This is a genomic window from Vicinamibacterales bacterium, from assembly GCA_041659285.1.
Taxonomy (GTDB): Bacteria; Acidobacteriota; Vicinamibacteria; order Vicinamibacterales; family UBA2999; genus 12-FULL-67-14b.
The window spans coordinates 469,293-490,830 of record JBAZYO010000003.1 but is presented as its reverse complement, the minus strand read 5'-3'; the positions used below and the strand labels follow the sequence as shown (position 1 = coordinate 490,830).

Annotated in this window: 23 protein-coding genes and 1 tRNA gene; 10 read left to right on the top strand and 14 right to left on the bottom strand. The window is 66.6% G+C overall.

Annotation, left to right across the window (positions count from 1 at the left end):
- A partial coding sequence (locus WC815_07085; GenBank protein MFA5908521.1) for a CarD family transcriptional regulator occupies positions 1-376 on the bottom strand: 376 nt, incomplete at its 3' end.
- Positions 377-596: 220 nt separating this feature from the next.
- Between WC815_07085 and WC815_07080 the strand changes: the two genes are divergently transcribed.
- The 7 genes from WC815_07080 (at position 597) to WC815_07050 (ending at position 6,158) form a co-directional block, all read left to right on the top strand.
- Positions 597-1,175 (top strand): class I SAM-dependent methyltransferase, encoded by a 579-nt coding sequence (locus WC815_07080; GenBank protein MFA5908520.1) that lies wholly within the window; start codon positions 597-599, stop codon positions 1,173-1,175.
- Positions 1,172-3,628, top strand: coding sequence for a DUF87 domain-containing protein (locus WC815_07075; protein ID MFA5908519.1), 2,457 nt, complete (start codon positions 1,172-1,174; stop codon positions 3,626-3,628). The genes WC815_07080 and WC815_07075 overlap by 4 nt, the downstream gene beginning before the upstream one ends.
- Complete coding sequence (locus WC815_07070) at positions 3,625-4,620, top strand: asparaginase (GenBank protein MFA5908518.1); 996 nt, start codon at positions 3,625-3,627, stop codon at positions 4,618-4,620. The genes WC815_07075 and WC815_07070 overlap by 4 nt, the downstream gene beginning before the upstream one ends.
- A gap of 46 nt (positions 4,621-4,666) precedes the next feature.
- A complete protein-coding gene (locus WC815_07065) occupies positions 4,667-4,915 on the top strand; it encodes an AbrB/MazE/SpoVT family DNA-binding domain-containing protein (GenBank protein ID MFA5908517.1) in 249 nt (82 codons plus the stop codon).
- The gene (locus tag WC815_07060) at positions 4,896-5,300 is read left to right on the top strand and encodes a type II toxin-antitoxin system VapC family toxin (protein MFA5908516.1); all 405 of its coding nucleotides are present in this window, start codon (positions 4,896-4,898) and stop codon (positions 5,298-5,300) included. The genes WC815_07065 and WC815_07060 overlap by 20 nt, the downstream gene beginning before the upstream one ends.
- 94 nt (positions 5,301-5,394) lie before the next feature.
- Positions 5,395-6,033, top strand: a complete 639-nt coding sequence (locus tag WC815_07055) for a BACON domain-containing protein (GenBank protein ID MFA5908515.1) — start codon at positions 5,395-5,397, stop codon at positions 6,031-6,033.
- Between the two features lie 38 nt (positions 6,034-6,071).
- Positions 6,072-6,158: transfer RNA gene (locus WC815_07050), tRNA-Leu, on the top strand.
- Between the two features lie 142 nt (positions 6,159-6,300).
- Here WC815_07050 and WC815_07045 read toward each other — a convergent pair.
- From WC815_07045 to WC815_07035, 3 genes are all read right to left on the bottom strand, one after another.
- Complete coding sequence (locus tag WC815_07045; GenBank protein MFA5908514.1) at positions 6,301-7,467, bottom strand: ATP-binding protein; 1,167 nt, start codon at positions 7,465-7,467, stop codon at positions 6,301-6,303.
- A 120-nt stretch (positions 7,468-7,587) separates the two neighbouring features.
- Positions 7,588-7,887, bottom strand: coding sequence for a DUF3553 domain-containing protein (locus WC815_07040; GenBank protein ID MFA5908513.1), 300 nt, complete (start codon positions 7,885-7,887; stop codon positions 7,588-7,590).
- A gap of 202 nt (positions 7,888-8,089) precedes the next feature.
- Positions 8,090-9,184 carry an alpha/beta fold hydrolase gene (locus WC815_07035; GenBank protein ID MFA5908512.1) on the bottom strand — a complete coding sequence of 365 codons (1,095 nt, stop codon included), beginning with the start codon at positions 9,182-9,184 and terminating at the stop codon, positions 8,090-8,092.
- Between the two features lie 77 nt (positions 9,185-9,261).
- Here WC815_07035 and WC815_07030 point away from each other — a divergent pair, with 77 nt between their 5' ends.
- Entirely contained in the window at positions 9,262-10,035 is a 774-nt protein-coding gene (locus WC815_07030) for a glucose 1-dehydrogenase (protein MFA5908511.1), read from the top strand.
- On the opposite strand, the gene WC815_07025 is transcribed toward WC815_07030, so the two are convergent.
- Positions 10,028-11,197 (bottom strand): acyl-CoA dehydrogenase family protein, encoded by a 1,170-nt coding sequence (locus WC815_07025; GenBank protein ID MFA5908510.1) that lies wholly within the window; start codon positions 11,195-11,197, stop codon positions 10,028-10,030. The two genes, WC815_07030 and WC815_07025, sit on opposite strands and share 8 nt — an antisense overlap.
- 36 nt (positions 11,198-11,233) lie before the next feature.
- Here WC815_07025 and WC815_07020 point away from each other — a divergent pair, with 36 nt between their 5' ends.
- Positions 11,234-11,701 (top strand): MaoC family dehydratase, encoded by a 468-nt coding sequence (locus WC815_07020; protein ID MFA5908509.1) that lies wholly within the window; start codon positions 11,234-11,236, stop codon positions 11,699-11,701.
- Here the strand turns inward: WC815_07020 and WC815_07015 are convergent.
- The 6 genes from WC815_07015 to WC815_06990 all read right to left on the bottom strand — a co-directional run bounded on the left by WC815_07015 (position 11,698) and on the right by WC815_06990 (position 16,174).
- Positions 11,698-12,768 (bottom strand): phosphotransferase family protein, encoded by a 1,071-nt coding sequence (locus tag WC815_07015; protein ID MFA5908508.1) that lies wholly within the window; start codon positions 12,766-12,768, stop codon positions 11,698-11,700. The genes WC815_07020 and WC815_07015 overlap by 4 nt on opposite strands.
- A 73-nt stretch (positions 12,769-12,841) precedes the next feature.
- A complete protein-coding gene (locus WC815_07010; GenBank protein MFA5908507.1) occupies positions 12,842-13,441 on the bottom strand; it encodes a response regulator in 600 nt (199 codons plus the stop codon).
- A gap of 123 nt (positions 13,442-13,564) precedes the next feature.
- Positions 13,565-14,035, bottom strand: coding sequence for a hypothetical protein (locus tag WC815_07005; protein MFA5908506.1), 471 nt, complete (start codon positions 14,033-14,035; stop codon positions 13,565-13,567).
- A 155-nt stretch (positions 14,036-14,190) separates the two neighbouring features.
- The gene (locus WC815_07000) at positions 14,191-15,063 is read right to left on the bottom strand and encodes an MBL fold metallo-hydrolase (protein ID MFA5908505.1); all 873 of its coding nucleotides are present in this window, start codon (positions 15,061-15,063) and stop codon (positions 14,191-14,193) included.
- On the bottom strand, positions 15,045-15,614 hold the full coding sequence (locus WC815_06995) for an outer membrane beta-barrel protein (GenBank protein MFA5908504.1): 570 nt from the start codon (positions 15,612-15,614) through the stop codon (positions 15,045-15,047). Before WC815_06995 ends, WC815_07000 begins: the two co-directional genes overlap by 19 nt.
- Positions 15,615-15,622: 8 nt before the next feature.
- Positions 15,623-16,174 (bottom strand): SprT family zinc-dependent metalloprotease, encoded by a 552-nt coding sequence (locus WC815_06990; GenBank protein MFA5908503.1) that lies wholly within the window; start codon positions 16,172-16,174, stop codon positions 15,623-15,625.
- A gap of 209 nt (positions 16,175-16,383) precedes the next feature.
- Here WC815_06990 and WC815_06985 point away from each other — a divergent pair, with 209 nt between their 5' ends.
- Positions 16,384-17,886: an IMP dehydrogenase gene (locus WC815_06985; GenBank protein MFA5908502.1), complete on the top strand. Its 1,503-nt coding sequence runs from the start codon at positions 16,384-16,386 to the stop codon at positions 17,884-17,886.
- A gap of 72 nt (positions 17,887-17,958) precedes the next feature.
- On the opposite strand, the gene WC815_06980 is transcribed toward WC815_06985, so the two are convergent.
- From WC815_06980 to WC815_06970, 3 genes are read right to left on the bottom strand one after another with little or no spacing between them, the layout of a single operon-like run.
- Positions 17,959-18,546 carry an acyloxyacyl hydrolase gene (locus WC815_06980; GenBank protein ID MFA5908501.1) on the bottom strand — a complete coding sequence of 196 codons (588 nt, stop codon included), beginning with the start codon at positions 18,544-18,546 and terminating at the stop codon, positions 17,959-17,961.
- Positions 18,546-18,938: a VOC family protein gene (locus WC815_06975; protein MFA5908500.1), complete on the bottom strand. Its 393-nt coding sequence runs from the start codon at positions 18,936-18,938 to the stop codon at positions 18,546-18,548. The genes WC815_06980 and WC815_06975 overlap by 1 nt, the downstream gene beginning before the upstream one ends.
- A 38-nt stretch (positions 18,939-18,976) precedes the next feature.
- Entirely contained in the window at positions 18,977-21,421 is a 2,445-nt protein-coding gene (locus WC815_06970; protein ID MFA5908499.1) for an ABC transporter permease, read from the bottom strand.
- Positions 21,422-21,538 lie beyond the last annotated feature (117 nt).

Genomic DNA, 21,538 nt, shown 5'->3' with positions numbered 1-21,538 from the left:
GCTTTTCGCGGAACGAGAGGCTCTTCGACTTGGCCAGGAACGTCAGGCTCTTGAGCACATCGGCCATGTCGTAAATGGAGCCGGTGCGCATCTTGTCGGAGTTGTCCTTGAAGCGCCCCTTCCAGTTCTGGTGGTTGTCGATCTTGCCGTCACCCAGCAACTGGAACAGGCGTTCAACCTCTTCGTCGGTAATGGCCCGGCGCAGCCCGACGTTGTCAACGTTGGCGACGGGAACCAGCACGGTCGTTTCGTTAGAAAGAATGCGGAGGTGAAAAAATCCACACGTGGTTCCGAGAATGGTCTTCTCTTCGACCTTCTCAACAACCCCGAGCCCATGATTCGGGTAAATGACCTTGTCACCGATCTTAAATCCCACGTGCCCCTCGTTTCGAGATGGTGGTAATGGCAGGAGTGGAGTGCGCTACCAGGTTCAGAGAGTATAGCCGAGAAACGGGTCTAAATCAACGGAAATAGGCCAAAAAGGGCGTATTCTCGTGAATTTCGTGCGAACCGTCCGTCCCCGAGTAACCCCTGATTCGACACACGGTTAGACCGCTTTTGCCCTGTTTTTTGGCGACCTTGATATGCTCACCCTCATGTTCCGACTTGCCCTCCAGCTCAGCCTTATGGCGACACTGGCCGGCGCCACGGTCCTGGCCGGTCAGGCGCCGGTCGCCAAACGGCCCGACGCCCCCCAATTGGCCCCCTACGTCCCCACTCCGCAGGACGTGGTGGACCGGATGCTGACCCTGGCCGGCGTGACCAAGAGAGATGTCGTGTACGACTTGGGCTGCGGCGACGGCCGAATCCCGATTACCGCCGCCAGGAAATACGGCGCCCGCGGCGTCGGGGTAGACATTGACCCGCAGCGCATCGCCGAGGCCAATGCCAACGCCAAAACCTCCGGCGTCGAGCATCTGGTGACCTTCAGGCTGCAAGACGCCATGAAGACCGACGTCTCGGAAGCCTCGGTCGTCACCCTCTACCTGCTCTCGGCGTCGAACCTCAAGCTCCGCCCCATCCTCACCAAACAACTCAAGCCCGGCGCCCGCATCGTCGCCCACTCGTTCGGGATGGGCGACTGGACGCCGGAGAAGGCCGACTCGTTCACCGATGCCGAGGGCCGGAACCGGATGCTGTTCTTGTATCGCGCGGACGGGACGGTGCGCCAGTGACGGATTTCGAGAAGCTCGGGCTGTTCTACCTGGGCCGCGAGGTCGATCCGGTTACCAAGGCCCGTCGCGACGTCCCGCTGATGTACGACTCGTCCGACCTGGTGACGCACGGAGTGATTGTCGGCATGACCGGCAGTGGCAAGACGGGGCTGGGCATCGACCTGATCGAGGAAGCCGCGATCGACGGCGTGCCGGTGATCGCGATCGATCCGAAGGGCGACCTGGGCAACCTGCTCCTGACCTTTCCGGAGTTGTCGGCGGCGGAGTTCATGCCGTGGGTAAATCCGGACGAGGCGCGGCGGGCCGGGCAATCGACGGAGGCGTTTGGCGAGGCCGAAGCGGCGCGGTGGTCGAAGGGCCTCGAAGATTGGGGCCAGACCGGCGCGCGCATCGAGCGGCTGCGGGCGGCGGCCGACTTCGCGCTCTACACGCCCGGCAGCTCGAGCGGGCGGCCCATCTCCATCGTCAAGTCGTTCTCGGCGCCGGAGCCGGCCATCCTGAACGACCCTGAGTTGCTGTCGGACCGGGTCGCGACCGCGGCGACCAGCGTGCTGACGCTGGCGGGCGTGAATGCGGAGCCCCTCCGCAGCCGCGAACACGTGCTGATCTCCACGCTCTTCACCGAGGCGTGGAAGGCGGGCATCAGCCTGGATCTGCCGGCGTTGATCGCCCAGGTTCAAACGCCGCCGATCACCAGGGTCGGCGTGCTCGACCTCGAGTCGTTCTACCCCGCCAGGGACCGCTTCGCGCTGGCCATGCAGCTCAACCAGTTGCTGGCCGCGCCCGGCTTCAGCAGCTGGCTCGAGGGCGAGCCGCTCGACATCGACGCGCTGCTCTACGGCGCCAACGGCCGCCCCCGCGTGAGCGTGATTTCCATTGCCCACCTGGACGACCAGGAGCGGATGTTCTTCGTGTCGCTGCTGCTCAACGAGCTGGTCGGGTGGATGCGCAGCCAGCGCGGCACTTCCAGCCTGCGGGCGCTCGTCTACTTCGACGAGATCTTCGGCTTTCTGCCACCGGTGGCCAACCCGCCGTCGAAGGCGCCGCTGCTCACGCTGTTGAAACAGGCGCGCGCGTTCGGCCTTGGGCTGACGGTGGCGACGCAGAATCCGGTGGACCTGGACTACAAGGCGCTCGCCAACGCCGGCACCTGGATGCTGGGCCGCCTGCAGACCGATCGCGACAAGGCGCGGGTGCTGGACGGCCTCGAGGGGGCCGCGGGAACCGCGGGCACGGGCTTCGATCGGGCCAGGATCGATCAGCTGCTCTCGTCGCTGGGCAAGCGCGTGTTCATGTTGCACAACGTGCACGAGAAGGAGCCGGTCCTCTTCGAGACGCGGTGGACGCTCTCCTACCTGCGCGGTCCTCTTGGCCGCGATGAGATACGAAGGCTCACGGCTTCACGGCCCGCACCTGCGCAGACAGCAGTGCCTAAGATGCCTCAGGTGTCCGCCTCCGCGGCCGAAGGCCGCTACGGCGAGACCTCGCCGAAGCTCGCTGGAGAAACCCGCGCGAGCGAAGGCGGGCCGAAGCTCGCTGGAGAAACCCGCGCGAGCGAAGGCGGGCCTCTTCTTGATCCGGCCATCTCGCAATATTTCGTGCCGGGCGGCGACTCGTATGTGCCCATGGTGCTCGGCGTCGCGCGCGTCGCGTATTCGGATGCCAAGCTCGGACTCGATGAGACGCGCGAGGTGGCGGTGGTGACGCCGATCGGCGACGGCGCCGTGGCCGTCGATTGGGAACACGCCGAGCCGGCCGGCTTCTCCGTGAAGGATCTGCGGAAGGCTCCGGAGGGCGCGTCGGCGACGTTCGCCGCACTGCCGGCCGCGGCCGCCAAGCCCAGGAGCTATGCGACCTGGGAGAAAGACTTCGCGCGGTGGGCGGCGCAATCGCAGTCGATCGAGCTGTTCAAGAGCGCGGGCACCAGGATGTTGTCGGCGCCCGAGGAATCGGAACGCGCCTTCCGCATCCGGCTCAACACCGAGGCCCGCGAAGCGCGGGACGCGGCGCTGGCCAAGGTCCGCGGAAAATACGCGTCGAAATTGACGACCCTCCAGGATCGCATTCGTCGGGCCGAGCACGCCGTGCAGGTCCAGAGCGAGCAGGCCACTGGCGCCAGGATGTCCACCGCGGTGTCGATTGGCGCCACCATCTTCGGCGCGCTGCTCGGACGCAAGGCCGTCAGCGCCAGCACGCTGGGCCGCGCGACCACGGCGGCGAGGGGCATGGGCAAGATCGGACGTGAATCCCAGGATGTGGCCCGCGCCACCGAGACGGTCGCGGCACTCACGCGGCAACTCGCCGAACTGCAGGCCGCGCTCGAAGCGGACTTGCAGGCGGTGTCGGCCGAGTGGGATGTCTCGTCGGAAGTCTTCGAGCGCGTGTTGGTGAAGCCGAAGCGTGGCGGTGTGTCCGTGCAACTGGTGGCCCTGGCCTGGGTGCCCCGGACGTGAAGTCGGGATACTGCAATGTCGAGGTGTGGCGTGGCAACGTCGTGGAATCGCATCACCGCGTGCACGTGGCGGTGGCTCATGCGGAACACGGGCTGACGGCCAGCGCCGGCAACCCCGCGCACCACAGCTTCGTGCGATCGGCGATCAAGATGTTTCAGGTGCTGCCGTTTGTCGAGGCCGGCGGCCCCGATCACTTCGGCCTCACCACCGAGGAGCTCGCGCTGTGCACCGCGTCGCACGGCGGCGAGCCCTTTCACGTGGCCGCCGCGCGCGCCATCCTCGCCAAGGCCCGGCTCACCGAACGCGCGCTGGCGTGCGGGCCGCAGTCGCCCATGCACGTGCCGACGTCCGACGCCATGAAGGCGGCCGGCCAGGCGCCGACGAAGATCCACAACAACTGCTCGGGCAAGCACGGCGGAATGCTGGCGTTTGCCGTGCATCAGCGCTGGGTCACGAGCGGCTATCACCGCCCGTCGCATCCGGTGCAGCAGCGCGTGCTCTCGACAGTCGAGAAGTGGATGGGCCTGGAGGCCGGCAGCATCGAGCAGGCGGTAGACGGCTGCGGCTTGCCGACGTTCGCGATGCCGCTCGATGCGGTGGCACTCGGTTGCGCCCGGTTCGCCGCGGCCGCCGCGGATCGCCAGGCCGCGCCCGCGCGGATTGTGTCGGCCATGGTTTCGCACCCGGAGTTCGTGGCCGGCACCGATCGGCTCGACACCGACCTGATGCGGGCGACGAAAGGCCGGCTGTTCTCGAAGGTGGGCGCCGAGGGCTTCTACTGCGCCGGCATCCCCGCGATGCGAGCCGGCATCGCGATCAAGGTGGAAGACGGCGCCTGGCGCGCGGTGGAGCCGGCGCTGCTCGCGGTGCTCCGCAAGATCGACGCGATCAGCGCATCGGAATTCGATGCGCTCCATCACTACGCGCAGCCGGTCATCCTCAATACAAGAAAAGAGCGGGTCGGCACCATCTGCGCCCGGCTCGACCTGTAAGGCCTGGCGGAGGCATGGTAAGATTCTTACCAGTAAGAGTCTTACCATGAGAATCACCAGCAAGGGCCAAGTCACCATCCCCCAGGAGATTCGGGAACAGCTGGGCCTCCTTCCGAATACCGAAGTCGAGTTCAGTGTCGAACGGGGCCGAGCCGTGCTCCGCCCGAAGGCCGGCGCACCGACGATCGGGGAAATCACCGCCAAGCGGCTCCGCCAGGGACCCAAGATGACGATGAGCAGCAAGGAGTTGATGGCCTTGTTGCGAGACGAGCCGGATGAGATCGACGCTGATTGATTCGAACGTGCTCGTCGATCTGTTCGACGATGAGTCGGAGTGGCAGGAGTGGTCGGACGCGATGGTGGCCCAGTGCCGCAACCGGGGACCGCTAATCATCAACCCGGTGATCCTTGCCGAGGTCTCCGCGGGGTTTGACTCCTATGAGGCCGTCAATCAGCACTTGCCAGAGGACTTCGTCGTGCGCGAGGACCTGCCGTGGGAGGCCGCGTTCCTGGCGGCCCGCGCCTTTGTCATCTACCGGCACGCGGGCGGCCAGCGCCGGTCTCCGCTGCCGGATTTCTACATCGGCGCCCACGCGACCGTGAAGGGCCACACGTTGCTCACGCGGGATCCCCGCCGCTACCGCTACTACTTCCCGAAGCTCCGCATCGTGTCGCCGTAAGAGCCGGTCTGGTTCGCGCATGAGCTTGTGTGCGCGTGCTGCCGACGCTACGCTCGATCCCGGAGGGCGTGTGCGTCCAGTCTGGCTCCTTGGTTTGATCGTTCCGATCGCGATGGCGGCGTGTTCCGGTTCACCGTCGTCGCCCTCGCCCACTCCGGCGACGTGTTCGTTCACGCTCGGGAGCACCACCCTCAACATGGCCGGCGTCGGTGGCACGGCGACCATCGCCGTCACCACCGGCAGCACCTGCTCGTGGACGGTCGCCTCGAGCGCCGCGTTCGTCAGTGTGACCTCGGCCGCCAGTGTCACCGGGCCAGGCTCGGTGAACGTCAGCGTCGCCGAGAACCTCGGAGATCCCCGCACCGCGACACTCACCATTGGCGGTCAGACCGTCACGGTAAATCAGGCCTCTGGCGACCCCGTCTTCGGCAACTGGGCGGGGACGATCACGAAGGGCACCGGCTGCCCCGCCAGCCTGCCGGGAACGGCGCAGTGGACCGGTACGATTCGCCGCAATGCCGGCGGCTTTCACGAGTTCGTGATCAGCATCCCGTCGGTGCTCGTCTTCAACCAGACGGTGAGTTTGACGCTCAACGGGAGCACCCTTCAGTTCGCCGTCGCGCTCGATGCGCTTTACACGTTCACGGCGACGCTATCGGCTGATCGCCGGGCATTCAGCGGGACTTTCGCGGGTGGCACCTGCAGCGGAACGTGGACGGGGACGCGTCAATAGCAGGTTCTAAGGCCGTCGGGCTATAATTCCAAGTTCGGGCCGGAGTGGCGGAACTGGCAGACGCGCGGGACTCAAAATCCCGTACAGGCAACTGTGTGTGGGTTCGACCCCCTCCTCCGGCACCACGAATACCCTGTGACATTCGCGAAATACCTGTGCGTGAAGGCTGGGCCTCCGCGATCGCGGTCGGCGCGATCCGCGCCGGCCGGCGGGTCCTGATGCGCCGTGGGCGATAGCAGATGTCGACGCCGCAGGGTCGATGACGCTTCACTTTACCGATTGAAGTTCGGTGGCGAGCGCCACCAACCCAAGGGCCTCCGTCTTGTGACCGAGAGAAAACCGCTCCGTTCCCGAATAGACGACTAACTGCCGATGCGGTTTCAGGTCGGCGCAGGCGATGTGAAACCCCTTCCCCACCTTCGGCGCCGAACTCCGCTTAATCTCGATAGCCCACAGTTGGCGATTTGGCAGTGCAAGGACGAGGTCGATTTCAGCACCGGCAGAAGTGCGATAGAAACTCGCTTCCGTGCCTTCAGGCGCCGCAGCAATCAATGTCTCGATCGCCAGGGTTTCCCATGTCTGGCCGGCCACCGGATGGCCGAGGACATCTTCCTTGTTTCTCAGCCCGAGCAGCGCATGGGCAATTCCCGTGTCGCGCACAAAGACCTTCGGTGATTTCACAAGCCGCTTGCCGGTGTTCCGATGCCACGCGGGCAACCGTCGCACAAGCAGCAGATCGACCAGCAGGTCGAGGTAGGCGGCAACCGTCTTACCATCGACACCCAGCCCACGGGCCAGATTGGCTGCGTTGAGAAGTTCAGACTGATTGTGCGCGAGCATCGTCCAGAAGCGGCGAAGCGTCTCGGCGGGGATGCGCGGGCCGAACTGGGGAATCTCCCGTTCGAGATAGGTGCGGATGAAATCCTGACGCCACTTGAGGCTCAATTCATCGTCGTCCGCAAGAAAGCTCGACGGGAATCCCCCTCGAACCCATAACGTGTCCAATGCGTCCGCAGGCACTTCCAGCGCGTCAAAGGGTGCGAGTTCCAGGTAGGAGATGCGGCCCGCCAGACTCTCGCCCGATTGCTTGAGCAGATCGATGGCGGCAGAACCCAGCAAGAGAAAGCGGCCGGTCTTCTTTTCACGCCTGCGGCCGCGGTCAATAACGCCCCGCAGGGTCTGAAAGAGTTCCGGGACACGATGCACCTCATCGAGGACAACCAGGTCGTCCTCATGATCGGCAAAATACTGTTCAGGGTCGGCAAGCCGGGCGAGGTCGGTGACTGATTCAAGGTCCAGGTAGACCGACGGCCGTTGGCCGGCGATTTCCAGAGCCAACGTCGTCTTACCCACCTGTCGAGGTCCAAGCAGGCCCACGGCGGGATAGTGATTGATGAGGTAAATCAGGCGGTCTTTGAGGCGTCGCTCCAACATCCTTGTAATTATGGAATACAGATCCATGATTGCAAGGTTAATCTTGTCTTGGAGCCAAGACTTTCACACTCTCTTACACGCTTTCACAGTCATCTGACGAAGGCGGACCCGTGGCCGCAATCACCGGCAGTTCGGACACGGCCTCCACTCCCCGTCGGCGCCTCGCATCAAGGCCTTGCCACACTCAGGGCATTGCGCGGTGCGGCCAACGGCGGGGCCGGCCCTCTCCTTCGGCTTGCTCGCCTCCAACTCCGCGGCGGTCACCGGCTCCAGGAACTGTTCCGCGAACGAAATCTTGATGGTCTTGAGCTGGTCGCCAAACCGGACGAAGACGCTCTCGCCGTTATTGCCCTCCACCTTGCCAATACCCCAATCGGGCCGCGCCCGATGCCGTACGTGCCGCCCTGCTTCGATTGCCATCGCTCAACCAGCATAGCCCTACCTGCCAACCTTCGGTGACGGGCACCGCGGCCTCGAGGAGTCCTTCGCCGGCATCCATGGCGACTACGCGTGCGTGGCGTGCCACAAGAACGAGACCGCGGTGTTCCCGGCCGGCCGCGGCACGGCCGTTCGCTACACCGTGGGCCGGGCGTGCGTCGATTGCCACCCGAAATAGGCTCGGCTAGTTCGGCTCCAGGAGTCCTCGCACCTGAGCATTGATGAAGTCGTTGTCTGCGGCGTTGGCACCGCCGCCGGCCAGGTGGCCCCACACCGACGGGATGGGCGTAAACACAACGTCCTTGATGAATTGGCTCTCGTACTTGCCGTCGCCCACCGGAAAATACAAATCGGTGGCACCGGGCATGTAGAGCACGCGGGCTTTGATCGAGGCGAGCGCACGCTCGTGGTCGCCACCAAAACCCGGCGTGTCGCCGACATTGTGACGCTGCCAGGTCCGCGCCTGCGCGATGAGGTTGTTGGGGTCGCGCACCTCATCGCGCGCCGTGCGTGACGCGAGCACTTCCTCGACGGTCGCCCACTGCGGCTTGAAGAGCTCGCGGCGCCACCACTCCTGCGACCAGACCCACCCGGCCCAGTGGCGCGACCACGCCGCCAGGCCCTTCCTGGGCGGCGACGTATAGCGGCCGTCGGCAAAGGCCGCATCGGCAGTCAGCGCGCTGATCGCGCCTTCGAGCCGAACGATGCCGTGTGGGTAGGTCCTCGCGGTTCCACAGTAGGCCGCGATGGCGCTGACAAAGTCTGGATGCGACACCGCCCACTGAAACGCCTGCTGAGCACCCATTGAAAAGCCGACCACCGCACGCAAATGGGTGACGCCCAACTCTGACGTCAAGAGCCGGCGCGCGGCCTCGACGTTGTCACGGATCGCAATCGCGGGAAAGGCGGGGCCGTCAAACGGCGCCGGTGTATTGCTCGGCGACGACGAGAAGCCGTTCGCGAACATCTCGGTGGCGACGATGAAGTACCTGGCCGGGTCGAGCGCCCGCCCGGGGCCGATGAGGAAATCGTAGCCATGGTGATCCGAGCCGTACCACGACGGGATCAGGATGGCGTTATCGCGCGCGGCATTCAACGCGCCCCACGTGGCGTAGGCGAGGGTGGCCTTGGGCAGAACGACGCCGCTCTCGAGACGAAAATCGCCCAAGGGGAATAAGCGGCGGTGGACGTCCGGTTGGGCGGCCGGCGTTTGCGCACCGACCACCGCGCCAACGGCGGCCAGCGCGAGGCTCAGGGCGAACAAATTGGAAAGAGTCATGCGGACGCCCTCATGCGACCTATTCTAGCCGCGGACACAGAGCCTCTTTACCCGGCTGTTCTGATCTAATCTCTGGCGTGGTTCCACTTAGTTCACTGTTTGACCTCACCGGCCGCGTGGCCATTGTCACGGGCGGCTCTCGCGGCCTCGGCCTCGAGATGGCCGAAGGCCTGGCCGAGGCCGGCGCCTCATTGATGCTATGCGCGCGGCGGGCCGATTGGCTCACCCCCGCCATCGACGCCCTGCGCGCGCGCGGCTTCACCGTGGACGGCATGGCCTGCGACGTGTCGAAGGCCGACCAGGTGCAGGCCGTCGTCGACAAGACCCGCGAGACCTACGGCCGCATCGACATCCTGGTGAACAACGCCGGCGTGACGTGGGCGGCGCGGCCGGAAGATCTGCCGGCCGACAAGTGGCAGAAGGTGATCGACGTCAACCTGACCGGCGCCTTCCTGTTCGCACAGGCCGCCGGCCGCGAGATGCTGAAGGCCGGGTACGGCCGCATCATCAACGTCTCGTCGATCGCCGGGTTGATCTCATCGGTGTCGGGCCCGCACTACGCGGCCTACGCCGCCAGCAAGGCGGGGCTGATGGGCCTGACCCGGGAACTGGCCGCGTCCTGGGGACGCCAGGGCATTCGCGTCAACGCCGTCGCGCCCGGCTACTTCCATTCGCGTCTGGCCGACGCGGCGATCGCCATGGTCGAGCCCGAGCTCAAGACCACCAGTCCCCTTCCGCGCGTCGGCGCCGAGGGCGAGCTGAAGGGCGTCATCGTGTTCCTGGCCGCCGACGCCTCCAACTACATCACTGGACAGGTCATCGTCGTCGATGGCGGGATGACCATCACTTGAGCTCCATCTTCGCGATCGCCTCGACGTGCACTTCATCCGGACCGTCAGCCAGGCGAATGGTGCGCGCGTAGGCCCACGCCGCGGCGAGGCCGAAGTCATCCGAGACCCCGGCGGCGCCGTGCGCCTGGATTGCCCGGTCGATCACGCGCGCCGCCATGCGCGGCACCACGACCTTGATCATCGCAATCTCCCGGCGGGCCGCTTTGTTGCCCACGGTGTCCATCAGTTGCGCCGCCTTCAGCGTGAGCAGGCGCGCCTGCTCGATCTCCATCCGCGATTCCGCAATGCCGGCGCGAACGGTTCCCTGCTCCGCCAGCGGTTTGCCGAAGGCGACCCGGGCCTTGACCCGGCGGCACATGGCCTCGAGCGCGCGCTCGGCGCTGCCGATCAGCCGCATGCAATGATGGATGCGGCCCGGCCCCAGGCGCCCTTGCGCAATTTCGAAGCCACGGCCCTCGCCCAGCAGGATGTTCGTGGCCGGCACCCGGACGTTGGTGAACACCAACTCAGCGTGCCCATGCGGCGCATCGTCAAAGCCAAACACCGGCAGCATGCGCCGCGTCTCGATGCCCGGGGTGTCCATCGGCACCAGGATCATCGACTGCTGCTGATGCACCGGCGCCTGCGGACTGGTCTTCCCCATGAAGATCGCGATCCGGCAGCGCGGATCGCCGGCGCCGGAGATCCACCACTTGTGCCCGTTGATGACGTAGTCGTCGCCGTCGCGGACGATGCGGGATTGAATGTTGGTGGCGTCGGAGGAGGCCACATCCGGCTCCGTCATGGCAAAGCACGACCGGATCTCCCCTGCCAGCAGCGGCTCGAGCCATCGCCTGCGCTGCTCGGCCGTGCCGTAGCGCACCAGCACCTCCATGTTGCCGGTGTCGGGCGCCGAACAGTTGAAGACCTCCGGCCCCATCGGGATCGATCGGCCCATGATCTCGCACAGCGGCGCGTACTCGACGTTGGTCAATCCCGCGCCGTACTCGCTTTCCGGGAGGAACAGGTTCCACAACCCGGCCGCGCGCGCCCTGGCCTTCAGTTCCTCGACAATGGGCGTCGGCTGCCACCGGTCGCCCTCGGCTACCTGGCGGTGAAACGTCGCCTCGTTGGGATAGACATGCTCGTCCATGAACGCCGCGAGGCGCTGCGGTAAAGTCATGCGCGGATGATAGTGCACATGCCGGGGGCAAGCTTTATGGCGATTAGCATCGGTGTCACCGACCTGGCCAACCGGGTCGGCGCGGAGCTCGGCGTGAGCGAATGGCTCACCGTGACGCAGGAGCGGATTGATCGATTCGCCGAGGCGACCGGCGATCACCAGTGGATCCACATCGACGCCGCGCGCGCGGCGGTCGAGTCGCCGTACGGGTCCACCATTGCGCATGGATTCCTGACCCTGTCGCTCGTCAGCACCCTGCTTCCCAACGCCATCGACGTGACCGGCACGCGCATGCTGATCAACTACGGCTGCGACCGCGTCCGCTTCGTCGCGGCGGTTCCGGTCGGTTCGCGGGTCCGCGGCCGATTCGTCGCCGCCGCGGTCGAGGCGGCAAAGGATGGCCTGCAGGTGACATGGGGCGTCACCATCGAGCGCGAGGGCCAGGACAAGCCGTGCGTCGTGCTGGAGTGGAGAGTGCGCTACTACCCGGACCGGCAGCCCTAGCTGATCGCCTCCACCGCTTTCCTGGCCAGGTGCCTGACGCGCACGTCGAACTGCGCGAACCGGGCATCGTTGGTGTGACCGCGCTTGTAGCGGAAGAAGATCTGCTGGATCACCACGGCCACCTTGAACAGCGCGAATGCTTCGTAGAACACGAGGCGCGAGAGATCCCGCCCGCTGTTCGCGGCGTAGCACTCGATGACTTCGTCGCGAGTGAACCAGCCGGCCCGGTCGGTGACCGAGGCGAGCGCATCGTTGGGCTCCAGCCGCGTGCCGTGCGACCAGTACGCCAGGAAGATGCCGAGATCGACCAGCGGGTCGCCCAGCGCGGTCATCTCCCAATCGAAGACGGCGACCAGCCGGCCGATGTCATGCGGATCGAGCATCACGTTGTCGAGCTTGATGTCGCCATGGACGATGGCGGGAGGGTCGGCGTCGGGCGGCAGATGGGCCGGCAGCCAGGTGACCAGTTCCTCCATCGCGGGGACGTCGTCATCGGTCTTCGAGCGCTGCCAGCGCTCGGTCCACCCGCGGACCTGCCGCTCAACGAAACCGATCGGCTTGCCCAGGCGGGACAAGCCAGTGGCCTGGATGTCGATGGCATGCAATCCGGCCATCATCTCGACCAACGCCCGGCTCACGCGGCGGCGCTCAGCCGGTAGATCGTGCAGCTGCGGGGGCTCGTCCGTGCGGACAATCAGCCCGCGCCGGCGCTCCATGACGTAGAACGGCGCGCCGGCAATCGCGGGGTCTTCGCACAACAAGTACGGGCGGGGCGCGAGCGGGAACAGCGGATGGATCGCCTCGAGCCAGCGGTGCTCGCGCGCCATGTCGTGGGCCGTCGGCGGCAGCGGGCCGAGCGGCGGCCGGCGGAGCACGAGCTCGACGTCCCCATAACGCACGAGATAGGTCAGGTTCGAATGGCCGCCATGAAATTGCCCGACCTGCATGTCGTGCGACAGATCCAGGCCGGGAATCTGGCCGGTCGGAAGATGTTCCTGGAGATAGGCCGCGACCCGCACCCAGTCGAGGTGCTCACCCTCTCTCACCGGCCGCGCGTCGGCAGACACGCGCGGATCATACAAGAGGCGCACGCCCCGCGCGAGCGGGTCACTGACAGGGCAGGCTCAGGCCACTCGGGCCTCAGGCGAACTTGAGGCGCTTCAGCAGCCGGACGACCTTCGTGCGCACCCGCTCGTCGGCCCACTCTTCCTGCTGCTCGCGCTTGTCGGATTGCGGCTTGTCATCCGAGATGTGACCGAACATCACCAGCCGCGTCGCCTCGAGCAGGCCTTCGGCGCCGAACGGTTTCTCGATGAACGACTCGCCGTCGCCCAACTCCTGCACGCCGGAGAACAGGGTGTCGGCAAAACCGGTGACGTAGAGGACCCGCGCCGACGGGTAGCGCTTGCGCACCACCCCCGCGAGCTGACGCCCGTTCATGTTCGGCATCATCAGGTCGGTCACCAGCAGGTCCACGCCGCGAAAGTTCGGCGCGTCGATCAGGCGCGCCGCTTCCACGCCGGAGTCGGTGGATTGAATTTCGTAGTTGTCCACGGCGAGGATGCGGACGAGCAGTTTCAGCACCGGTTGCTCGTCGTCCACCACCAGCAGCCGCTTCCGCTCGACCAGCGGCGCGCGCACCAACGTCGCCGTCACCTGGGTGGCATCGGGCCGGTGAATCAACGGAACGTTGGGGACCGGCATTTCGGCCGTTGGCTGCGTGGGACCGGCGGCGGTCATCGATCCCATCTTAACCGCCCTCGACGGAGATTGGCAGAATCCGCGCAGGCAGGCGACCGGAACGGACACCAGATGACGCAGAGGACATCCGCCCCGGCGCCACCTGGTTCGAATCGGGCCGCGTTATCGCTTGACCGACTCGTAGATCGTCGCCGCGCCGCCGCCGATGGCGGCCCCGATCAGGGCGCCCTTCTTGCCGCCGATGAGGCCGCCGATGCCGGCGCCGCCGCCGGCGCTGCCGCCGATGATCATCGCGGTCTTGCCCCACGACCGGCCTTCGCGCCGATCCTCGTCGCGGTAGACCACGCGCTCACGCGCCGCCGCGGGCCGTGCCACCGTGCGCGCGCGCGGCACCGGCATGGAGACGATGTCGGGCGCGTACGTCGGCTGCGGCGCGTAGTACGCCGGTCGAGCCATCACCACCGCCGCACCCTGGCCGGGCACGCCGGTGTAGGCCACCGTCATCGCGTACGGGTTGTTCGGGTCCACGCCCATCACGGGCGCCGGAGCCGAGTGCGCGAATGCCGACACGCCGAGCGCGACCGCACCTGCCATGAGGCCGCCGATCGCCGATCCCAGGATCGTTTTCAACATGATTTTGTCTCCCCTGGTCACCATGCACTACAAGGCATGTGCCAGCGAAAACGCCGGAAAAGCGACTAGAACAGAGGACGCTTCTCGCGCGATGGCCGCGGAAGGTGGCGTGGGTTGTGCCGCAGACAGGACAGCTCGACCGTGCTTCGCGAGCGCTAGAGCGGGAAGCTCATGCCTTCCTTGACGACGTCGGCATGATCGATCTCGGCGTTGCTGTTGTTGATGTGGATGAACCACAGCTTCGCCTTCACGCCCTTGAGCAGTTCGCGCGTACGGCTCATCAGCGGATGCGGGATCTCCTCGATCGGGCGGTTGATCTCGGTGGCCGACGCGAACGTGCCGTCGAGGAACGCGTAGTCAACCGTGTTGGCCAGCTCGCGGATGTTGCGATCCCACTTCTCCCAGCGATCGATGTCCGGGATGAAGAGAGCCGAGCGATTCGGGCCGGCGATGCGAAAGCCCACCGTGTCGGAGAACTCATCGCGATGCGGGACGCGAAACGCCGTCACCGCCACGCCGCCGTCAAGCGTGACTGGTTGTTCGTAGACCAGCGTCCGCAGCGCGATGTTCGGAATCGAGACCAACTGGCTCCACGGACCATTCCCCCGGAGAAACGCGCTCATGCGATCGGTGGCATACACGGGCACCGACGCGGCGTTGATTGACTCGCGTCCGAGGAACATCAACCCGGTGTAGTGCCCGATGTGCGCGTGCGTGAGGAAGATGCCGGCCGGCGTCTTGCCGCCGGTAAGGCGCTGCACCTGTGCGGGAAAATCGGGCGTGGCGTCAAAGACGTAGGCCGCGCCGGTGCGCCGATTGATCAGGCCCAGGCTCGACACTTTCTCCGGTTGCCGCTTCCCCGCCCGGATGTCCTGGCAAATCGGCCGCTGGCATCCCAACTGCGGGATGCCACCGTCCTGGGCGATGCCAAGGACGACGACCTCCCACGTCTCCGCCTGCACGTCGCCACGCAGCACGGCGACGAAGAGCGCCAGGACGAGCACCAGGGCTAAGGAACGATGGCCCATAGCAACGTGACGCCGAGCGAGACGCGCCAGAAGCCGAGGTCGTTCGCGCGGCGAAGGTCCGGATGATCGGCCAGCGTCCGGAAATACCTGACGTCTCCGCGCAGGCCGACGGCGTCGGTCATGGCGAACAAGGCGCCGGCGCCGGCATTGACGCCAAGGTCGTAGGTCTTGGCCGGACGTCCGCACGGCGCGTCACAGCCATCCATCTGCATGATGCCGGCCCCCGCCGACACGAACGGGCGCAGGCTGCCGCGCGGCTGAATCCAGTTGCCGTTGAACATGTAGGTGGCAATGTCGAGTAACTGGCGGCCGGATTCGGCCTCCGACGAGTAGCCGAAGTCGAACTCGGCGCCCCAGCCGTTGTCTTCCTGCACCGAGACCGCGACGCCCGGCGTGAAGATTGGATTCGAGAGATCGCCGCCGGTGGCCAGGCCGGCCTGCCCGGTGAGATACCCCCGGAACGGGCCCATGCTCAGTTGGGCCTCGGCCCGGGGCGCGCCGGCCGCAACCATTCCCGCCACACACATCGCGAACACGAGTATCCGCTTCATCACGTCTCCTAACACTCGCCGCTGGCCGCGGCGCCGGTGAACAGCCGCTGCCCATCGGTCAGGAGCCACCGCCGCGCTTCCTCGTGCTGTGGGCACACCGCGCGGACGTGCCGCCAGAACCGATCGGAGTGGTTCAACTCCCGCCGATGCATCAACTCGTGCAGCATCACGTATTCCCTGACGAAATCCGGCACGAGGATCAGCCGCCAGTTGAGCGTAATCGCGCCGGTCGCGGAACAGGCGCCCCATCGCGACCGCTGGTTGCGCACCGAGATGCGCGTCACCGCGATCCCGTGCACGCCGGCGAGCGCCTGGAGCGCGGGCGGCAGTTCCCGCCGCGCGCGCTGGCGCAACCCCGGCTCGTCGGGATGCACCACCGCCGGGCGCGCCATGCGCGACAGCCGCTGCTGTTCGATCCAGCCCTGGCTCGTCTCGACAAACGCCAGTGCTTCCCGCTTCGATCCCCAGCGCGGCAACGTCACCCGCAACGTCCCATCGTCGAGCACGCGGAGGATGTAACGCCGGGCCCACTGGTGCCGGACAAACACCGTAGGAGCCACCCGAAAGGGCAAATCCAATTGCATGAGCTGCTGTGAGGATAGCAGTCCGCCTTCGCTAAAGCTACGGCGGGACAGGTCCGCATCGCTAAAGCTACGGCGGGACAGGTCCGCATCGCCAAAGCTACGGCGGGACAGGTCCGCACTCGCTAAAGCTACGGCGGGACAGGTCCGCATCGCTAAAGCTACGACGGGACAGGTAAAGTAGCGGCATGGCTTCAGGCTTCGACGCGCTCGCCGACCTGGTGCGCGGCGCCACGTTCGACGACTTCCTCTTGCGGCCGCAGTACAGCGTGGTCGAGCGCCGTGACCCGTCGGCGATCGACCTGTCGTGCCGGTTCTCCACCCACATCACCCTCAAGCGGCCGCTGGTCTCGGCCAACATGGATACCGTCACGCGGGCGCCGATGGCCATCGTGCAGGCGGAAGAGGGCGGCCTCGGCATCATCGACCGCGGGTTCCGCAACGGCGACATCGAGCCGCAGGTGCGCGAGGTGGAGAAGGTCAAGCGGATGCAGCACATCATCATCCGCGACCCCTACGCCGTCACGCCCGCCACGGCGCTGGCCACGGCGGTGGCCCTGATGAAGCGCGCCCGCGCCGGCACGCTGGTGGTCGTGGACGAGCAACGCCGGCTCCAGGGGCTGCTGACCGAGCGCGACGTCCGGTTCGTCGACACGAAACAGGGTGACGTCAGCTCGCGCATGACGCCGGTCGGCGCACTGGTGGTGGGCCGGGGCGAGCTGACGCTGGCCGCCGCCGAGCGGATCATGGTGGAGCGCAAGGTCAAGAAGCTGCCGCTGGTGGACGCTCAGGGCACCCTGATCGGCTTGATCACCGCCAAGGACATCTACCGCCAGGAACGACTCCCCTTTGCCACGCGCGACGCCCAGGGACGGTTGCGCGTGGGCGCCGCCATCGGCGCCACCGGCGACTACCTGGAACGCGCCGCCGAACTGGTCAAGGCCCAGGTGGACGTGATCGTGATCGACATCGCCCACGGCCATTCGACGGTGATGGCCAAGGCCATTGACGCCTTCCGCAAGACATTTCCCGACGTGGAGCTGGTGGCCGGCAACGTGGCGACCGCCGACGGCGTGCGGTTTCTCGCCGGGCGCGGCGTCAACGCCATCAAGGTGGGCATCGGTCCCGGCGGCGGCTGCACGACGCGCCTGACGACGAGTTTCGGCGTGCCGCAGCTCCAGGCCCTCGTCGAATGCCGGCTTGGCGCCGGCGACAACGGCGTGCCGCTCATCGCCGACGGCGGCATCAAGCGCCACGGCGCCATTCTCGAGGCCCTCCTCTTCGGCGGCGACACGGTGATGCTGGGGAGCATGTTTGCCGGCACCGAAGAAACGCCCGGCGACATGGTCCAGAAGGCGGTGGTCCTGCCCGACCAGCAACGATCGGTGAAGGTCCCGTTCAAGGTCCTGCGCGGCATGGCGTCGATCCAGGCGATTCGCGATCGGCTGGACGTGGAAGACGACGAGGTGGTGGATCTCGAGGCGTTGGGGGCGGAGGGCACCGAGGTGAGCGTGCCGGCCCGCGGCTCGGTGCGGCCCATCGTGCAGGACATCCTCAAGCACCTGTGCTCGTCCATCAGCTACGGCGGCGCCAGGAGCCTGGACGAGTTGCGGACGATGTTCCGCGCCGAGCCGATGCGCTACCTGGTCAAGCTGACGGCGTCGTCGAAGCGCGAGAGTTACGAGCGGTAACAGTCCGGCTAACGCCGAACGCCACATGTCAGCCGGACGCCACATCGGTAGTGTCCGGCTTTAGCCGGACCATTACCGCGCCGAGCGGCGCGACCAGCCGGCCAGCAACACGTGGCTGTTGACGCCCGGGTTCGTCGAGAGCTGGTTGCCGTTCGAAAAATGCTGGAACCGGTAAGAGAAGACGACGCTGTCGCGCGGCGAGGTATACCACCGGACGCCGCCGCCCCAGTGCGCGGTGAAGTTCAACGACTCGGTGCCTTCCGGAATCGGGTCGCTCGTCCACAATCCGCCCATCGCCAACTCCGCGAACACTGACCACCTCCGCAGCGGCAGGAAGTTCCAACGCCACACGACGGGCGCAAGGCCCACGCCGTACAGACGCGACGGCTCGAACTGGATCAGTAACGGAGTGCCCTCGGCGGCCCACGCGAAGCAGCCCCGCAACCAGCCGGGACCATGAGGCCTGGTCAGCGTCCGGCCCCACGACACCGTTTGCACGCCGTAGGTCCGATCGCCGCTGGAATGGAACAGTTCGACGCTTCTCGCGATGCCGGCGGCGACGATCCATTCGGAACGCGTCTCACCGGTGCCACCGGGCTGTAGGCAGGTGGCCATGGGGACCATCGCCACCTGCATCGCCACGATCGCCGCCAGGATCATCAGTCGCCCTCGACCCGTTGGGCGAAGGTGATCAGGTGCCCGTCCGGATCGGTGATCGCGAACTCGCGCATGCCGTAGAACTGGGTCTTGAGCGCCATCACCACCGGCGCCTTCGGCGCCACGGCGGCGTGCAGCGCGTCCACATCGGTGACGATGAAGAACATGGTCGCCGTGCCGCCCGGCGGCGTCGTCGCCATCGACGGGTGATCGGGCAGGACCGCGGTGATGTCGTTGAGGAACACGGGCACGCCGTCGCGCTCGAGGCCCACGAACACGTAGGGCGGCGCGTCGGGCACGCTCATGGTGATGGTGAAGCCGAGCACGTCGCGATAGAACGCCAGGCTCCTGGCGATGTCGCGGACCACGAGATTGGGGGTGACGGATACAAACATGGCAACATTCTACGGTGCCTACGGGCAGGCACCGTACCTTAGTCGACGCGCAAGGCTTCCAGTGGATCGACCCGCGTAGCGCGCATGGCCGGCAGCAGGCCGGCAATGAACGCGACGACGCCCAGCACCAGCGGCAGCGAGATGAAGGTCAGCGGGTCGGTGGTGCTGATGCCGTAGACCAACCCGTCGAGCGCGCGTGTCAGCGCCAGCGAGGCCACCACGCCCACCGCGAGACCGGCGGCCACCGGCTTCAAGGCGCCCAACAGCACCAGGCCGAGAATCTCCCGGCTCGAGGCGCCCAGGGCCACGCGAATACCAATCTCCTGCGTGCGTTGCGCCACCGCATAGGCCACGGTGCCGTAGATGCCGGCAACGGCGAGCGCGAGGGCAATGCCGGCAAACACGATCAGCAACGTCATGTTGAACTTGCGCTGCGTCAGCGACGCGCCGACCACGGCATCCAGGGTGCGCGGCGGCGACACCGGCAGCGACGGGTCGAGCGACTGCAGCGCGGCCCGCACCGCGCCGGCCACCGCCATCGGCTCACCCGCCGTGCGAATCATCAGGTTCTGGGCCCGGCCCGGCGACGAGGTGTTGGGCGCGTAGGTCATCGGCACGGGATCCTCGTCGGCGCGGTACTGCCGCACGTTACCGACCACGCCAACAATCTCCACCCACTCCTGCTCGCCGTCTTCGCCGGGGCCGAACGAGAAACGCCGGCCGACTGGCTCGACATCCGGGAACTCCCGCCGCGCCATCGCCTCGTTGATCAGGATCGCGCGCGGGTTCTCGACGGCGTCCTGCTCGGTGAACTCGCGGCCGCGCAGCACGGGAATGCCCATGGTGCGGAAGTAGCCGGGGCCGGCATCGACGAAGTAGGTCAGCGGTTGCTGGTTGGGCGGCATCTCCGGCTTGCCCTCTGGCTGATAGGTCAGGACGCTGAAACCGCCACCGAGCGGCAGGGCGCCGCTGAGCGCCACCAACTCGACGCCGGGCACGGCGCGCACGCGCTCGAGCACGCGGTTCCAGTAGTCGAGAAACTGCCCCGGCGAGCGGTAGTTCTCGCCGGTCGGCGCCACCGCCATGGTCAGCATGCGCGAGGTGGTAAAGCCGAGCGGCATGTCCATCAGCGTCATCAGGCTGCGGAACAGCAGACCGGCGCCGACCAGCAGCACGAGCGAAATCGAGACCTCGGCCAGTACCAGGCCGGCGCGCGCGACATGGCGATGGCCGTCGCCGGTCGAGCCGCGCGTGTTGTCCTTCAGCGTGCTCTGCAATTCGGGCTTCGAGGCCTGCCAGGCCGGCACCACGCCAAACAGAACGCCGGTGATCATCGACAGCACCAGCGCGAAGCTCAACGCCCGGCCGTCGACGCCAATGGCCGCCACCCGCGGCACCTCGCCGGGATCGAGGGCCAGGATCAAGTCCACGCTCCAGAACGCGACCAGCACGCCCAGCGCGCCTCCGACCAGGGCAATCACGACGCTTTCGGTCAGCAACTGGCGCATCAGCGTCGCTCGGTTCGCGCCAATCGCCGCGCGAATGGCGAGTTCACGCGCGCGAACGGTGGCGCGCGCCATCAACAGGTTGGCGACGTTCGCCACCACGATCAGCAGCACGCAGCCGACGGCGCCGAGCAACACCAGCAGCGGCGTGCGCGCCGAGCCAACCAGCTTGTCCTGCAACGGCGTGACGAGCCCGATGAAGTTCGAGGCTTCATCCGGAAACTGCTTGGCCAACTGGTCGGAGATCGTCTTCAGTTCGGTGTTGGCCTGCTGGAGCGAGGTGTCCGCCGTGAGGCGCGCGATGCCGCGCAGGCAGTGCATGCCGCGCTGTTGGCGCGGATCACCAGGGCCGCCGCACCCGGGCACGTCGTACGAGGCCGGGATCCAGAACTGCGCGTTCTCCGGGAAGTTGAGCGTCGCCGGCATGACGCCCACCACGGTGTAGGGCTGTCCGTTCAGTCGAACCGTCTGGTTGACGACGTCGGGCGCGGCCTTGAAGTAGCGCTGCCACAAACCGTAACTGAGGACGATGTTCTGTCCCTGGCCCGGTTCGGCGTCGTGGCGCGTGAACTGGCGGCCGAGGATGGGCGACACACCCAGCACGTCAAAGAAGGCCGTTGACGTCACCGCGCCGCGCATCCGTTCCGGCTCCCCCGCCGCCGGCGCGACGTTGAAGGTGCGCGGCGTATACGCGCTCATCGCTTCCAGCGTCGTCGACATCTTCTGCCAGTCCAGGAAGGTGGCCGGCGCAATGGCGCCGCCCCCGGCCGGTTCGCGGCGCTCGACTTCGTTGATGTCGACAATGCGCTCGGCATCACGGAACGGCAGGCCCTGCAGGAGCACGCCGTTGACGATGCTGAACATGGCGGTGTTGGCGCCGATGCCGATGGCGAGCGTGAAGATGACCACGGTGGTGAACACCGGGGTCTTGAGCAACATCCTCAGCGCGTGGCGGAGGTCTTGAGCGAGGCGATCCATGCGGACCGTGACATTGCAGCTTGCTTGCCAATCCGCCGGTTCACCACAACTGCTTGGCGCCTCAGGGGGTTACGGGGATTGACGCCGGCCCGCCCCGGTGTGGATCTGTCCGTTTAC